Here is a 16,839-nt window from a genome sequence, read left to right as displayed (position 1 = left end):
ATCGCCTGCGTGACCGGTGCGCCTTTTGCCAGCGCGTCACGCAGGCGACGGGCACGCCACGACTGTTGCCAGGCTTTGGGGGTCATCCCGGTGGTGGCTTTGAACAGGCGATGCAGGTGAAACGGGCTCATCGCAACATGCTGCGCAAGAGCCTCCAGTGTGAGGGGGGACTCCTGCTCCAGCAACTGACAGGCGTGGGCTATTTTGTCCAGCCGCTGCTGTTGCGCGCTATCTTTGTCCGGCCGGCAGCGTTTGCAGGGACGAAACCCTGCCGCCTGTGCCTGCTCGGCATCCGCGAAGAAACTGACATTTTTGCGCAGCGCATGTTTTGCCCGACAGGACGGTCGACAAAAAATGCCTGTAGTCTGAACAGCAAAAACAAACTGACCGTCAGCCCTGGCGTCACGATCCAGCACAGACTGCCAGCGTTCATCATCAGTGATGTGTAAGAGATTTGTCATGATGGACTCCTTTGTTAAGCATAGCGCTTAGCCTCAGTGTGTCCGCATTGCGGGTTATAAAAACCCGCAATCTTGCTTTTTAATTTTTTTCGCTGACCAGGAAGCTTTTAAACTGCGGCGACATCCAGGTGCTAAACCCTTCGCCTTCTTTAACAATCATATACACCGCTAACCCTTCGCGACGCACAACCTCTTTGGCTTTTTGCGGGCCAAGCACCATTAGCCCGGTATCCCAACCATCAGCCTCCAGCGCCGTGGGTGCAATCACCGTCACAGAGACCAGATTGTGTTCAATCGGACGGCCGGTTTGCGGATCGATGACATGGGAAAGACGCTTGCCATCCAGTTCGTAATAGTTGCGATAGCTACCGGAGGTGCTGATACCATGCCCATTGATATCGACAATCGCCTGGACCGCGTTTTCACGATCGGTCGGTTTCTGTATTGCCACACGCCACGGTTGCCCCTCGGCATTCATTCCACGGCTATTCAGCGCGCCGCCAACAGAAACCAGATAGCGGGCGATCCCTTCCTGTTCCATCAATCGCGCCAGATGGTCAGCCGCATACCCTTCCCCCACGGTGGAGAGATCAACGTACAGCGCCGGCAGATCTTTCTGCAGATAATTCTGGTGCGCCTCATTAACAACCTTCAGATGTGAAAGTCCGGTTTGCGCTTTTGCAGCGTCAATTTGCCCTTGGGTGGGAATATGTAGCGGTTGCCGATCCGGGCCAAAGCCCCACAGGTTGACCAACGGACCGACGGTGATGTCCATCGCGCCGTCGGTTTTTGCGCCAATACGTAACGCCGATGTCACAATATCCGCCAGCGCATCATTCACCGGCCACGGTGACAAGCTTTTTGACAGGTTAAAACGCATCAGCGCAGAATCATTCTTATAGGTAGAAAGCAGTTGATCATCAGCATCGAGCTGAGTCTGGATCTTCACCTGCAACTCCCCGGCACGTTTGGCATCCACGCCAACCACACTGACCCGCCAGAAAGTGCCCATGGTTTTGCCTTCCAGGACTGTCGCGGTTGAGGACGGGGTCTGGGTTGATTTCGGGGCCTCATCGCACCCGACAAAAAAGAGTGTTACAGCCAGGAGCGCTGCACGACAAAAAATCATATCCATACGTGATTACCCTTATGAAAACGGGCGCAAGAGTACACCAAAAAAGAGTGTTTGTACGTCAGAAAAACGGCATTAAAAAAGGCCCCGTAGGGCCTTTGATAGAAATAGATACAGATTAGAACTGGTAAACCAGACCCAGTGCTACGATATCATCGGTAGAGATACCTGCATTACGGGTGAACTGGTTGTCATCCAGCAGGTTGATTTTGTAATCAACATAGGTAGACATGTTTTTGTTGAAGTAGTAGGTCGCGCCAACATCAACATATTTCAGGATATCCTGGTCGCCGTAGCCGTTGTCCAGATCTTTACCTTTTGACTGCAGGTAAGCCACGGACGGACGCAGACCGAAGTCGAACTGGTACTGCGCAACAGCTTCAACGTTCTGTGCTTTGTTAGCCCAGCCCAATTTACCTGCACGCGTTGCGTTGTAGGTCTGGGTGTACTGTGCTGCCAGGTACACATTGTTCGCGTCGTATTTCAGACCGCCAGTGTAGGTTTCAGCACGATCGCCGGTACCGAAGTTCAGCTTGTTCTGCTCATCAGTACGTTTGGAGCTGGTGACTGCGGTACCCAGGGAGAAGCCTTCGCCGATATCATAAGTGATAGATCCGCCGACGCCGTCACCGTTCTGATTCAGTGCGTCACGACCGTTGCCAGTCACGCCGGTCATGCCTTCACCTTCCGGACTACCGTTTTTACCCTGGTACTGCAGGGCAAAGTTCAGACCATCAACCAGACCGAAGAAATCGGTGTTACGGTAGGTTGCAAAGCCGTTACCACGCTGCTGCATGAAGTTGTCAGAACCGTAGGTATCGCCGCCGAATTCCGGCAGAACGTCGGTCCAGGACGTGACGTCATAAACCACGCCGTAGTTACGACCGTAGTCGAAAGAACCTGCATCAGCGAATTTCAGACCGGCAAACGCGACACGCGTCCAGGCGTTGTTTTCGTTTTCAGAGGAGTTACCCATGATCTGGTATTCCCACTGGCCGTAACCGGTCAGTTGGTCGTTAACCTGGGTTTCACCTTTGAAGCCGATACGCATATAGGTCTGATCACCATCTTTAGTAGAGTCATCAGAGAAATAGTGCAAACCGTCGACTTTACCGTACAGATCTAATTTGTTGCCGTCTTTGTTGTAAATTTCAGCCGCATTTGCTGCGCCTGCTACCAGCAGAGCCGGTACCAGGAGGGACAGTACTTTAACTTTCATGTTATTAACCCTCTGTTATATGCCTTTATTGCTTTTTTATGCCACTGCTCACTGGCTAACCCTCATTAACCAGTCGGCAACTTCATTCTCCGCAAAAACACAGAATAATCCAACACGAATATGATACTAATACTTTAAAGATGTTTCATTTATCTATGTAGATGTTTCAAAACATTAACAAAAGGGAACTTTTTTTAATTAAGAAAATGGAGAGAATAAGCACGAATAGTCAAGAATCATTACAAAATATATATAAATCAATAAATTACACAAAGCGCAACCATAGCACTGAATGATAAAACAAAATCTTCACTCGCAACTAAAATAGACTCGCTATCATCATTAACTTTATTTATTACCGTCATTCATTCATGAATGTCTGTTTACCCCTATTTCAACCGAATGCTCTGCGTTCGGTTTTTTTTTACCCTTCTTTACACAAACATCGCGGTTCTGTGCTACCGATGAAAAACTATAACGACTATTAACTATCTCACCTGTTCACCATCGCATATAAACCAGGCAAATAATTTCTTGTTATTTAATGCTAAATCTGTAGGTTTCATACCTTTATTTGTACTGATAGTGACCGGCTGTACACGTTTGCATTGCCTGCCTGGCAACGATACACAGCAATAAAAAACGCAGCTCCGCAGATGTTGCGTAAGTATGGCAATTCATACATTACCCTTTATACTGCCCCTTCATCTTTAGCGTCGTTTTAACAGGTCATAAACACGAATGAGTCAGTCTGACACAACGGCTTCTACCCGATTCTCCCTGCTTCCGGGAAGTATTACCCGTTTCTTCTTATTACTGATCGTGGTGCTGTTGGTGATGATGGGCGTGATGGTCCAGAGCGCGGTCAACACCTGGCTTAAAGATAAGAGCTATCAGATTGTCGATATCACCCACGCTATTCATAAAAGGGTAGATACCTGGCGATACGTGACCTGGCAAATCTATGACAATATTGCAGCGACAACCAACTCATCGACTGCCGACGGGTTACAGGAAACCCGACTCAAGCAAGATGTCTACTATCTTGAAAAACCCCGTAGAAAGACTGAAGCGCTGATTTTCGGCTCGCATGACAGTTCTACGCTGGAAATGACCCAGCGGATCTCAACCTATCTGGATACACTGTGGGGCGCGGAGAATGTCCCATGGTCCATGTATTATCTGAATGGTCAGGACAATAGCCTGATTCTTATCTCAACATTGCCGCTGAAAGATCTCACCTCCGGCTTTAAAGAATCGACAATTGGCAACATTGTCGACTCGCGCCGCGCTGAGATGTTACAACAGGCCAATGCGCTCGATGAGCGTGAAAGCTTCTCGTCCCTTCGCCGGCTGGTCTGGCAAAACGGTCATTACTTCACGTTACGCACAACCTTTAATCAGCCAGGGCATCTGGCAACCGTGGTCGCGTTTGACCTGCCGATTAATGATTTGATCCCCCCGGGCATGCAGTTGGACAGCTTTCACCTGGAGCCCGATGCCACGTCTACGGCTGAACATCTCAGTGAAAAAGAGTCGCCTGACAGCGTCAGCATCAACTTTAACAATAGCAAGATTGAGATCTCTTCAGCGCTAAATTCAACGGATATGCGACTGGTCTGGCAGGTTCCCTTTGGTTCATTACTGCTTGATACGCTGCAAAGCATTCTGCTGCCGCTGTTACTGAATATCGCTCTGCTGGCGCTGGCGCTGTTTGGCTATACCACTTTCCGCCACCTCCCTGCCCGCTCAAACGAAGTAGCGCCAAACCTTGCCGCAAATAATGAACTCCGGGTGCTTCGTGCAATCAATGAAGAAATTGTTTCGCTGCTGCCGCTGGGGTTATTGGTACACGACCAGGAATCCAACCGCACGGTTATCAGCAATAAAATTGCCGACCACCTGCTGCCACATTTAAATCTGCAAAATATCACCAGCATGGCGGAGCAGCATCAGGGGGTAATCCAGGCCACAATCAATAATGAATTGTATGAGATCAGGCTGTTCCGCAGCCTGATCTCAGCCCGCACGCAGATCTTTATCATTCGCGACCAGGACCGCGAAGTGCTGGTAAATAAAAAGCTGAAACAAGCGCAGCGACTGTATGAGAAAAACCAACAGGCTCGCGCCGCCTTTATGCAAAACATTGGTCGAGCACTGAAAGATCCCGCCAAAACGCTGGCCATCAATGCTGCCGCACTCAATACGCCCGACAGCCACAAACTGGCAAACCAGGCAGACGTTCTGGTACGTATGGTCGATGAGATTCAGTTGGCCAATCTTCTGGAAAGCGATGACTGGAAAAGTGAATCAACGCTGTTTTCCGTGCAGGCGTTAATTGACGACGTAGTGCCTGAAGTACTACCCGCCATCAAGCGTAAGGGGTTACAGCTGCTGATTAAAAATCACCTGAGCGCCAATGATGAGCGCCGCGGCGACCGCGATGCCCTGCGTCGTATTTTGCTGCTGCTCATCCAATATGCCGTGACCACAACGCAGATTGGCAAAATTACGCTGGACGTCGACCAGGATGAGTCGGAGGCAGAGCGTCTGACCTTCCGTATTCTGGATACCGGGGAAGGCGTCGCGCTGAATGAAATTGATAATCTGCACTTTCCGTTCAGCAATGACACGCAGAGCGATCGATATGGCAAAGCGAATCCACTCACGTTCTGGTTGTGCGATCAGCTAGCGCGCAAACTGGGTGGACATCTGAATATTAAAGCGCGGGAAGAACTTGGAACGCGTTATATCGTCCATGTTAAGATGCCGCTGCATGACCAACATGCTGATAATGAAGAACGGCTGTTAGATGACGTCTGCGTGATGGTTGACGTCACCTCGAATGACGTACGCAGCATTGTATTGCGTCAGCTGGAAAACTGGGGAGCAACCTGCATCACGCCCGATGAGCGACTGAATAGTCAAGAATATGATCTCTTTATCACTGATAATCCGTCTAATCTTACTGCCTCGGGCTTGCTTTTAAGCGATGATGAGTCTGGCGTGCGAAAAATTGGCCCCGGTCAGCTGCGCGTCAACTTTAATATGAGCAATGCTATGCAGGAAGCTGTCCTGGAGCTAATAGAAGAACAACTGGCGCAAGAAGAGATCCAGGAACTCCCCCTCGGCGGTGATGAAAACGCCGAACTTCATGCCAGTGGTTACTATGCACTCTTTGTAGACACAGTACCGGATGATGTTAAGAGGTTGTATACTGAGGCAGCAACCAGCGATTTCGCTGCGTTAGCCCAAACGGCCCATCGCCTGAAAGGCGTGTTTGCCATGCTTAATCTGGTACCCGGCAAGCAGTTATGTGAAGCGCTGGAACATCTTATTCAAGAGAAAGATGCTCCAGGTATAGAAAAGTACATCAGCGACATTGACGTTTACGTCAAGAGCTTGCTGTAGCAAGGTAGCCCAATACATGAACACTATGAACGTAATTATTGCCGATGACCATCCGATTGTACTGTTCGGTATTCGTAAATCACTTGAACAAATCGAATGGGTGAACGTTGTCGGCGAATTTGAAGACTCCACTGCACTGATCAACAATTTGCCTAAATTAGATGCTCATGTGTTGATTACCGATCTCTCAATGCCGGGAGATAAATATGGTGATGGGATCACGTTAATTAAATATATCAAACGCCATTTCCCGAGCCTGTCGATCATCGTTTTGACCATGAACAACAACCCGGCCATCCTGAGCGCGGTACTGGATCTCGACATTGAAGGGATCGTGCTGAAACAAGGTGCGCCAACTGACCTGCCGAAGGCGCTGGCGGCGCTGCAAAAAGGTAAGAAATTCACCCCGGAAAGCGTCTCTCGCCTGCTGGAAAAAATCAGCGCCAGCGGTTATGGCGACAAACGCCTGTCACCGAAAGAAAGTGAAGTTCTGCGCCTGTTTGCCGAAGGCTTCCTGGTGACTGAAATCGCTAAAAAACTCAATCGCAGTATTAAAACCATCAGTAGCCAGAAAAAGTCTGCAATGATGAAGCTCGGCGTAGAAAACGATATCGCCCTGCTGAATTACCTGTCATCCGTGACGTTAAGCCCGTCAGACAAAGAGTAATTCGGTTTCATATCATCTGCCTGATGGCACCGCGTTTATCTGGCCTACGAACAATACAGTGTTGTGTATGTTCTGTAGGCCGGATAAGGCAAACACCGCTACCCTGCCTCTTTTATCCCCGCGTTTTTCTTACGCGATCCGCATAGACCGTTAGCGTCTGCTTCAGCACGTCTAGCGTCACTGGCTTGGATAAGCAACTGTCCATTCCCGACTCCAGACAACGCTGCTTCTCTTCCGCCAAAGCATTGGCCGTCACACCAATCACCGGCAGCGTTAACCCCAGTTGGCGAATACGCTGCGTCAAGCGATAACCATCCATATTCGGCATGTTGACGTCGCTCAGCACGATATCAATATGGTTTTTACTCAACACATTGAGCGCGTCCACACCGTCGTTGGCGGTTTTACACTGATACCCCAACGATCCTAACTGATCGGCCAGTAAACGACGGTTAATCGGATGATCGTCAACCACCAGAATCATCATGTCATCGTTTGTGGCTCCCACTTTGTCCGGAGCTGGCAGTGCGGTGGAAAGCGCTTCACTGCCCAGTTCAACGCTGTAGATATGCGCCAGCAGCGCCGGCAACTCGTGCGGTGATGCCACGCTGTGCACCCACTCGCCAGGCGTTCTTTCCAGCGGAATACCAATGTGGCGACGACAGAAAATCACCGTGGCTCGTCCCTGCCACGCCTGATCCAGCACATCATCAGCAATCAATACATCATTTGCATCAGGTTGCTGCCCCTCATAACGCAGCACCGTCATCCCGGTACGCGTGAGGCTGGATTCGATAAAGTGATAGAGTGACGCGTTTCGCACCGCCAGCCAGCAGCGGGTACTGGCAAGACCGTCCACACTTTTATTCTGTGGATACTGGGCTCCATACAGCGGTATCCGCAGCGTAAACTGGCTCCCCATCCCCGGTTCAGAATCAACGGAAATATCCCCGTCCATCATGCTGATCAGTTTTTCACAGATAGCCAGACCTAACCCGGTCCCCTGGAAATTACGCTGCACGCCCGTCCCCACCTGGAAGAAGGGATCGAATAGACGAACGACTTCTTTGGCCGGGATCCCCACGCCAGTATCACGCACACGAATGCTGAGGTAGTCGCCGCTGCACTGAACATGCAGCACAATACAGCCGGTATCGGTGAATTTAATAGCATTACTCAACAGGTTAGAAATGACCTGCTGCAAGCGCATCGGATCGCCATTTAATGCCACAGGCACATCCGGCTCAATGAAACAGTACAATCCCAGTTGCTTGCGTACCACCAGCGGCAGATAGTTGGCCGTAATATGGCTCATTACTTCCCGCGGTGAAAATTCGCGCGGTTCAATCTTCAACTGTTCGGATTCAATTTTCGAGAAATCAAGAATATCGCTGATAATCTTCAACAACAGGCTGGAGGAGTTATTCATCGCCGTCACCAGGCGATCCACTCCGCTGGGCAGTTCTTTCGTTTGCAGCAGGTCAAGGTTGCCGATAATGCCATACAGCGGCGTGCGTAGTTCATGACTCACCGTCGCAAGGAACATTGATTTTGACTGGCTGGCCTGTTCCGCCGCCTGCGCCATCTCCTGTAACGACTCTTCCATTTTCACACGCGCACTCACATCGACCAGGACGCATATGGCTACGTTCTCATTACGATAACGTGAATGCACAAAGCTGATTTGCAGATTGGTATTATTGCTGGTCAACACATCGACGAAATTAACCTGCTGGCCGCAGATAATTTGCGTCAACCGTTGCCTGTCTTCATGCGTCAGCATGTTGAGATAGGTATGCGCCAGCTCGTTGCTCAGAATGTTAATGCCATCAATTGTGCGCAGAATACAAATACCGACCGGCGCAGAAGCCACAATTTTACGGTTAAACTGTTCATGCTCTTCCAGGCGCTGGGCATCGCTTTCCGCTGGAATAAAAATACGCCGCTCATACATGCGCGTCAGCATAAACAACGCCGCACCTACCAGCACATTCAGCAGAACCGCATTCAGGATCATCATGCGTATCCGCTCCAGCACCAGATCGACCGGCACGGAGTACACAATACTGAGCGATGATGGCGGCAGGTTTTTCTTCAACACCAGATTGCGAAAACCCGGCGTGTAGCCAAACCACGAGCGCTCCTGCATCCAGCGCGGTTCAGACTGAATATTGCCTTCAGGACCGGTGAGTGAAATCAGCGCATGACCATTTTCATCAAGGATTGTCACCCCCATCGGCAAACTGCCCGGCGTGAAGAAGTTCTCCATACGAATCGGCTGTTCCACACCCAGCAACGCCTGCAGACGATTGGCAAGATAGACCGGCGTCAGCGCATAAAAATACCCCACGCCCGGACGCGGTCCCTGGCTTATCCAGAACAGGTTATTGCCGTTTTCTTCCTGCGGCGCATTGCGATACTTAATGATGCGCTCATGCAGTGCTTTCAGCGCCTCGTCACGTTCGACAGGCATATCCCGCAGACCGAAATTGGCCATGCAGAGGTTATCGCTGCCGATCAGGAACACACGGTTCAAATCATAAGCCGCTGAGAAATTGTCGCGCCAGTAGCGCATAAACCACGCCAATGACTCCAGCGAGCCACGCCAGGCATTACCCATCACCGCACAGTCGGAATCGGCAAACAGCGGTTCAAAATTCGGCACCACGGTTTTATCATCCCGTGCCCGCAATGACATCACGCCGTTTTCTGCCGTTAATCGGTTTTCAGCAATGTATTTCAGCTCTTTTATCACGTCAGAAGTACGCTGAATGTAGCGTTGAGCCTGGTCGGAGCTGAGATTAAACTCCTGGCGGATCTCAGACTCTCGCTGGTGCAACGCATTCACAATGTAGAACACCGACGCAAAAGCAATCAGACACCAGACCAGTAAGGCCAGCGCTCTGAACAGGTAGCGTGAGACTTTTAGAGTTGAATGAACGGAAGCAAGGTATTTCAAAGGGGCGAAGCTCCGCCTCAGGATATCAATAGAGTGTGGTTAAGGTAGCGGTAAATGTCCGACGTCGCAATGCCCTCTCTTTACGGGAATATGATACACCGCTCTGACACCGTTGTCTTAACCCCTGATAATCGTCGTTTGCCTAAAAAACACTGCACGGATGTGAGAATGCGCAAGCTGAGATGGCTGACGCGTCGTTTATACCCGCGACGTTTACGCAACCAAATGATCATGATGGCCATTCTGATGGTCATTGTGCCGACGATTTCTATTGGTTATATCGTAGAAACCGAAGGCCGGTCAGCAGTCTTATCTGAAAAAGAGAAAAAACTGTCATCGGTGCTCACTCTGCTTAACGGCGCGCTGGGCGATCGCTTTAGCCACTACGCGGATTTACCGCGTGAAGCGCGCATTCGGGCGCTGAATCTTGAGTTGGGGCCCATCAACGAACGGATCACCCAGGCATTTCCTGGCATCGGTGCGGGGTATTACAACAAAGCACTGGATGCAATCATCACCTACGCCCCCTCTGCGTTGTACCAAAGTAATGTCGGTATCACCATCACCGAGGATCACCCCGGTCGCGAAGTGATGCGCAGCAACGCACCTGTGGTTTTTTCCGGACGACAGGTTCGTGGCGACATCCTCAACTCCATGATCCCCATCGAACGGCAAGGTGAAGTCATTGGCTATATCTGGGCGAATGAACTAACGGAAGATATCCGCCAGCAAGCCTGGAAAATGGACGTCAGGATCATTGCCGTACTGGCTGCCGGACTCATCAGTAGCCTGCTGTTGATTGTGCTTTTCTCTCGCCGTCTCAGTGCGAATATCGATATTATCACCGACGGCCTCTCCACGCTGGCGCAAAAAACACCAGCCCGCCTGCCTGAACTGCCCGGCGAACTGGGGCAAATCAGCCGCAGCGTCAATGCGCTGGCACAAACGCTTCGGGAAACCAAAACCCTTAACGACCTGATAATTGAGAACGCAGCAGACGGCGTCATTGCCATCGACAGACAGGGTGATGTCACCACCATGAATCCGGCGGCAGAGCAAATCACTGGCTATCAGTTGCATGAACTGGTCGGGCAACCCTATGCAACCCTCTTTGCCGATACTCAGTTCTCCAGCCCGGTACTGGATACGCTGGAGCACGGCACCGAACATGTCGCCCAGGAGGTGAGTTTTCCTGGCCGCGACCGCACTATTGAAATAAGCGTCACCACCAGTAGGATCCATAACGCGCATGGCGAACTAATCGGAGCTCTGGTGATCTTCTCTGATTTAACGGCCCGCAAAGAGACACAGCGCCGGCTGGCACAAACGGAAAGGCTCGCGACGCTCGGCGAGTTGATGGCTGGAGTGGCGCATGAGGTACGTAACCCGCTGACGGCAATCCGTGGCTATGTACAGATCATCCGCCAACAAACATCTTTACCAGAACATCAGGAATATTTATCCGTTGTGCTGAACGAAATTGACTCAATCAATAAAGTCATCCAACAACTGTTGGATTTCTCACGCCCGCGACAAAGCCAGTGGCAGCAGGTACAGCTCAATGCGTTGATTGAAGAAACGCTGATCCTCGTGCAAACCGCGGGCCTACAGGCTCGAATCACGTTTACCACGGAATTAGATACCAGCCTGCCAGCCATCGTCGCCGATCGCGAACTCCTCAAGCAGGTGATCCTCAATATTTTAATCAATGCGGTGCAGGCGATAGCCGCACGGGGCGAAATTCGAATCCGCACCTGGCAATACTCGGCCTCACAGCAGGCGGTGATGATTGAAGATAATGGCAACGGTATCGATATTGCCATTCAGAAGAAAATATTCGACCCCTTCTTTACGACCAAAGCATCAGGTACGGGTCTTGGACTGGCGCTAAGCCAGCGCATTATCAACGCGCATCAGGGGGATATCCACGTGACAAGTATGCCGGGCTGCGGCGCAACCTTCACCCTGATTTTACCTCTTAACCCGCAGGGAAATCCGTCAGAATGAAAACGACCTACCGTATTCTCATCGTTGATGACGAAGAAAATGTTCGCCGTATGCTTGCCACTGCGTTTTCCCTGCAAGGGCATGAGACGCACTGCGCCAGCGATGGAAAAGCCGCGCTGACTCTGTTTGCTGATACGCATCCTGACGTGGTACTGATGGACATCCGCATGCCAGAGATGGACGGTATTGATGCTTTGAAAGACATGCGCGCCCAGCAGCCGCGGATCCCCGTTATTCTGATGACGGCCTACGCCGAAGTGGAGACCGCAGTGGAGGCTCTCCGTAGCGGCGCGTTTGACTATGTGATTAAACCCTTTGATTTGGATGAGCTCAATCTGGTCATTCAGCGCGCACTACAGCTTCAGGCAATGAAGCAGGAGATCCGCAATCTACATCAGGCGCTAAGCACCAGCTGGCAATGGGGGCATATCCTGACTAACAGCCCGGTGATGATGGATATTTGTAAAGACACGGCAAAAATCGCCCTCTCACAGGCGAACGTACTGATTAGCGGTGAAAGTGGCACAGGAAAAGAGCTGATTGCCCGCGCCATCCACTACAACAGCAGACGCGCCAACGGTCCCTTTATCAAAATCAACTGTGCGGCCTTACCGGAATCATTACTGGAAAGCGAACTGTTTGGTCACGAAAAGGGGGCATTTACCGGTGCGCAAACTCTACGCCAGGGACTGTTCGAACGTGCGCATCAGGGAACGCTTCTGCTCGACGAGATTGGTGAAATGCCGCTGGTTCTGCAGGCCAAACTGCTGCGTATTTTGCAAGAAAGAGAGTTCGAGCGCATCGGCGGACACCAAACTATTCGCGTCGATATCCGTATTGTTGCTGCCACCAATCGCTGCCTGCAAACAATGGTGAAGGAAGGAACGTTCCGTGAAGACCTGTTTTACCGGCTCAACGTGATTCATCTGACCCTTCCCCCGTTACGCGAACGCCGCGAAGACATCGCTCTGTTAGCGAATCACTTTTTACAAAAATTTAGCTCAGAAAATCAGCGGGATATCATTGAGATCGATCCAACGGCGATGTCCATGCTTACAGCCTGGCCATGGCCAGGAAACATTCGTGAACTGTCTAACGTCATCGAACGTGCAGTGGTCATGAATACCGGCGCGGTGATTTTTGCCGAAGACCTGCCTGCGCAGTTCCGATCACCTGTCAGTACCGTAACAGAAGTAAAAGCAGTTCAGACCGGAGAACGCAATCTGAAGGAAGAAATTAAGCGTGAGGAAAAACGCATCATCCTTGAGGTGCTGGACAATCAGGATGGCAACCGCACCCGCACCGCGCTAATGCTGGGGATCAGTCGGCGCGCTCTGATGTACAAATTGCAAGAGTATGGCATTGATCCGTCAGGCTCCTGATACCTAAATTTGCTATGCAGAATTTTGCACACTGCGCAAAACTCTGCATAGCAACTCCACCTTCCTCTCGCCAGACAATAAAAAATAAACCATAAAATTCAAATAATTAAAAAATAATTTTACCATTTATCATTCTGGCACCCGGCTTGCAATTCCCTGAGCGTACCCAAAATGGAGTATGCAAAAGGGAAACATAATGAAAACAAAACTGATTACTTTACAAGACGCAGCGAGCCTCTTTCGTGACGGCATGACCATCATGGTCGGCGGTTTTATGGGGGTTGGCACGCCACCTCGCCTTGTCGAAGCCTTACTTGAATCTGGCGTCAGAGATTTGACGTTAATTGCCAACGATACCGCATTTGTCGATACCGGTATCGGCCCCTTAATCGTCAACGGTCGCGTGAGCAAAGTGATTGCCTCGCACATTGGCACCAACCCTGAAACCGGTCGCCGCATGATTGCCGGCGAAATGGACGTACAACTGGTGCCGCAAGGCACTCTGATTGAGCAAATTCGCTGCGGTGGCGCAGGCCTTGGCGGTTTTCTGACGCCAACCGGTGTCGGCACCGTAGTAGAAGATGGCAAGCAGACCATGACGCTCGATGGCAGAGTCTGGTTGCTCGAACGTCCATTACGTGCCGATCTGGCACTGATCCGCGCACACCGCGCAGACACGCTTGGCAACCTGACCTATCAACTTAGCGCCCGTAATTTTAACCCACTGATTGCCCTTGCCGCCGACATCACACTGGTTGAACCGGATGAAATGGTCGAGATCGGTGAACTCCAGCCAGACCAGATCGTCACCCCTGGTGCCGTTATCGACCATATCGTCATTCCACAGGAGAGCTAATCATGGATGCTAAACAACGTATTGCGCGCCGTGTGGCGCAAGAGCTTCGCGATGGCGATATCGTTAACTTAGGTATCGGCCTGCCGACGATGGTAGCCAACTATTTGCCCGCGGATATTCACATTACGCTGCAATCTGAGAACGGTTTTCTGGGACTGGGCCCTGTCACCACTGCACATCCTGATCTGGTGAACGCGGGTGGCCAACCGTGCGGTATTTTGCCGGGCGCGGCGATGTTTGATAGCGCCATGTCGTTTGCGTTAATTCGTGGGGGCCATGTCGATGCCTGCGTGCTCGGTGGGTTACAGGTCGATGAGCAGGCCAACCTCGCTAACTGGGTCGTTCCCGGCAAAATGGTTCCCGGCATGGGTGGCGCAATGGATCTGGTGACCGGTGCGCGCAAAGTGATTATCGCGATGGAGCATTGCGCAAAAGACGGCTCAGCGAAGATCCTCCGACATTGCACCATGCCGCTGACGGCACAACATGCGGTGCATATGCTGGTCACCGAACTCGCCGTTTTCCGCTTCATTGACGGCAAAATGTGGCTTACGGAAATCGCGGAAGGATGCGATATCGCCACGCTGCGTGAAAAAACCGAAGCGCAGTTTGATGTCGCCGCCGAGCTGATTATCCTGCGAGGTGATGCATGATCGGCCGCATTGCTCGTTTTATGACGCGCGTGGTCAGCCGCTGGCTGCCTGATCCGCTAATTTTCGCCATGCTGCTAACGCTGTTGACCTTCGGCATCGCGCTGTGGCTGACGCCACAAACGCCAGTCAGCATGGTGAGATTCTGGGGTGATGGTTTCTGGAACCTGCTGGCGTTTGGTATGCAGATGGCGCTGATCATCGTCACAGGCCATGCGCTAGCCAGTTCAGGACCGGTGAAAAGTCTGCTGCGAACGGCGGCGTCTGCCGCCAAAACCCCCGCTCAGGGTGTCATGCTGGTGACGTTTTTCGGTTCAGTCGCCTGCGTCATCAACTGGGGTTTTGGTCTGGTAGTGGGGGCGATGTTTGCCCGTGAAGTCGCACGCCGGGTACCCGGCTCCGACTATCCCCTGCTGATTGCTTGTGCCTACATCGGTTTTCTCACCTGGGGGGGTGGCTTCTCCGGTTCAATGCCATTGCTGGCGGCAACGCCAGGCAACCCGGTTGAGCACGTCGCAGGGTTAATTCCGGTCGCAGACACGCTATTTACCGGTTTCAACATCTTCATCACCGTGGCACTGATCGTCGTAATGCCGTTCATCACACGCATGATGACGCCAAAACCTTCCGATGTGGTAAGCATCGATCCGAAGCTGTTACTGGAAGAAGCTGATTTCCAGAAAAAACTGCCACCCGACGCTCCACCATCGGAAAAACTGGAAGAGAGCCGCATTCTGGCCCTGATCATCGGGGCATTAGGGATTGCTTATCTGGCCCTCTATTTCACCGAGAAAGGCTTCAACATCACCATCAACACCGTCAATCTGATGTTTATGATTGCCGGTCTGCTGCTGCATAAAACGCCGATGGCCTATATGCGTGCCGTTAGCGCTGCCGCACGTAGCACCGCCGGCATCCTGGTGCAGTTCCCCTTCTACGCCGGTATTCAATTGATGATGGAGCACTCTGGTCTCGGCGGATTGATTACCGAGTTCTTCATCAACGTCGCCAACAAAGACACCTTCCCGCTGATGACCTTCTTCAGTTCAGCACTGATTAACTTTGCTGTGCCATCCGGCGGCGGCCATTGGGTTATTCAGGGACCGTTCGTCATGCCCGCCGCTCAGGCGCTTGGTGCCGATCTTGGTAAGTCAGTGATGGCTATCGCCTATGGCGAGCAGTGGATGAACATGGCGCAGCCGTTCTGGGCGCTACCTGCATTGGCTATCGCCGGATTGGGGGTGCGCGACATCATGGGGTACTGCATCACCGCCCTGCTCTTCTCAGGCGTCATTTTTGTCATTGGATTGACCTTGTTCTGACAGCCATTACTTACATAAAGGAACAGAAAAATGAAAAACTGTGTCATTGTCAGCGCGGCACGTACCGCAATCGGTAGCTTTAATGGCGCACTGGCGACCACCAGTGCTATCGAGTTGGGATCAACCGTGATAAAAGCGGCAATCGAGCGCGCTCATCTTGATCCGCAGCAGGTTGAAGAAGTGATTATGGGTAACGTACTGCAGGCCGGCCTGGGACAGAATCCGGCGCGTCAGGCATTGCTAAGAAGCGGTCTTTCCGACACCGTTTGCGGCTTCACCGTCAACAAAGTGTGCGGATCCGGCCTGAAAAGCGTGGCGCTTGCCGCCCAGGCAATCAAAGCAGGACAAGCCCAGGCGATCGTCGCGGGGGGGATGGAAAACATGAGCCTGGCCCCCTACCTGTTAGACGCGAAAGCCCGTTGGGGGTATCGCCTCGGTGACGGGCAATTGGCAGACGTCATTCTGCGCGATGGGCTGATCTGCGCCGAACATGGCTATCATATGGGGATTACCGCCGAGAACGTCGCTAAAGAGTACGGTATCAGCCGCGAAATGCAGGATGAACTGGCACTGTTATCACAGCAGAAAGCCATTGCCGCAATAGAGTCCGGCGCTTTCCAGGCCGAAATCGTCCCTGTCAGCGTGCAATCACGTAAGAAAACCCTCATTTTTGAACGCGATGAGTTTCCCAAGGCAGACTCCACGGCGGAAGGTCTTGCCGCATTGCGTCCGGCCTTCGACAAAGCAGGTACTGTTACCGCTGGCAACGCCTC

Annotated in this window: 12 protein-coding genes; 8 read left to right on the top strand and 4 right to left on the bottom strand. The window is 51.7% G+C overall.

What is annotated here, in order from left to right:
• The 3 genes from FDX03_RS23030 to FDX03_RS04995 form a co-directional block, all read right to left on the bottom strand.
• Positions 1–461 (bottom strand): Ada metal-binding domain-containing protein (locus FDX03_RS23030; RefSeq protein WP_249356990.1); only part of this gene is annotated, 461 nt, incomplete at its 3' end.
• Between the two features lie 79 nt (positions 462–540).
• Positions 541–1,596, bottom strand: coding sequence for an FAD:protein FMN transferase ApbE (apbE, locus tag FDX03_RS05005; RefSeq protein ID WP_061068197.1), 1,056 nt, complete (start codon positions 1,594–1,596; stop codon positions 541–543).
• Between the two features lie 115 nt (positions 1,597–1,711).
• On the bottom strand, positions 1,712–2,812 hold the full coding sequence (locus FDX03_RS04995) for a porin OmpC (RefSeq protein ID WP_005129375.1): 1,101 nt from the start codon (positions 2,810–2,812) through the stop codon (positions 1,712–1,714).
• 741 nt (positions 2,813–3,553) lie between these two features.
• On the opposite strand from FDX03_RS04995, the gene rcsD reads away from it, so the two are divergent.
• Together rcsD and rcsB are read left to right on the top strand one after the other, a co-directional pair.
• Positions 3,554–6,223: a phosphotransferase RcsD gene (rcsD, locus tag FDX03_RS04990; protein ID WP_137345553.1), complete on the top strand. Its 2,670-nt coding sequence runs from the start codon at positions 3,554–3,556 to the stop codon at positions 6,221–6,223.
• 16 nt (positions 6,224–6,239) lie between these two features.
• Positions 6,240–6,890 carry a response regulator transcription factor RcsB gene (rcsB, locus tag FDX03_RS04985; protein WP_003027592.1) on the top strand — a complete coding sequence of 217 codons (651 nt, stop codon included), beginning with the start codon at positions 6,240–6,242 and terminating at the stop codon, positions 6,888–6,890.
• A 112-nt stretch (positions 6,891–7,002) separates the two neighbouring features.
• On the opposite strand, the gene rcsC is transcribed toward rcsB, so the two are convergent.
• A complete protein-coding gene (rcsC, locus tag FDX03_RS04980) occupies positions 7,003–9,849 on the bottom strand; it encodes a two-component system sensor histidine kinase RcsC (protein ID WP_061068198.1) in 2,847 nt (948 codons plus the stop codon).
• Between the two features lie 168 nt (positions 9,850–10,017).
• Here rcsC and atoS point away from each other — a divergent pair, with 168 nt between their 5' ends.
• The 6 genes from atoS to FDX03_RS04950 form a co-directional block, all read left to right on the top strand.
• Positions 10,018–11,856: a two-component system sensor histidine kinase AtoS gene (gene atoS, locus FDX03_RS04975; protein ID WP_137345552.1), complete on the top strand. Its 1,839-nt coding sequence runs from the start codon at positions 10,018–10,020 to the stop codon at positions 11,854–11,856.
• Positions 11,853–13,238, top strand: coding sequence for an acetoacetate metabolism transcriptional regulator AtoC (gene atoC / locus FDX03_RS04970; protein ID WP_137345551.1), 1,386 nt, complete (start codon positions 11,853–11,855; stop codon positions 13,236–13,238). The genes atoS and atoC overlap by 4 nt, the downstream gene beginning before the upstream one ends.
• A 196-nt stretch (positions 13,239–13,434) precedes the next feature.
• Positions 13,435–14,094 carry an acetate CoA-transferase subunit alpha gene (gene atoD / locus FDX03_RS04965; RefSeq protein ID WP_061068199.1) on the top strand — a complete coding sequence of 220 codons (660 nt, stop codon included), beginning with the start codon at positions 13,435–13,437 and terminating at the stop codon, positions 14,092–14,094.
• Positions 14,095–14,096: 2 nt separating this feature from the next.
• Positions 14,097–14,747: a 3-oxoacid CoA-transferase subunit B gene (locus tag FDX03_RS04960; RefSeq protein ID WP_137345550.1), complete on the top strand. Its 651-nt coding sequence runs from the start codon at positions 14,097–14,099 to the stop codon at positions 14,745–14,747.
• Positions 14,744–16,066: a TIGR00366 family protein gene (locus FDX03_RS04955; protein WP_048211107.1), complete on the top strand. Its 1,323-nt coding sequence runs from the start codon at positions 14,744–14,746 to the stop codon at positions 16,064–16,066. Before FDX03_RS04960 ends, FDX03_RS04955 begins: the two co-directional genes overlap by 4 nt.
• Before the next feature lie 30 nt (positions 16,067–16,096).
• On the top strand, positions 16,097–16,839 hold a 743-nt coding region (locus FDX03_RS04950; protein WP_137345689.1), incomplete at its 3' end, for an acetyl-CoA C-acyltransferase.

It is taken from the genome of Citrobacter sp. wls827, from assembly GCF_005280875.1.
Classification (GTDB): Bacteria; Pseudomonadota; Gammaproteobacteria; order Enterobacterales; family Enterobacteriaceae; genus Citrobacter; species Citrobacter youngae.
Note: the sequence above shows the minus strand (reverse complement) of the source record. Positions and strands in the feature narration are given on the sequence as shown.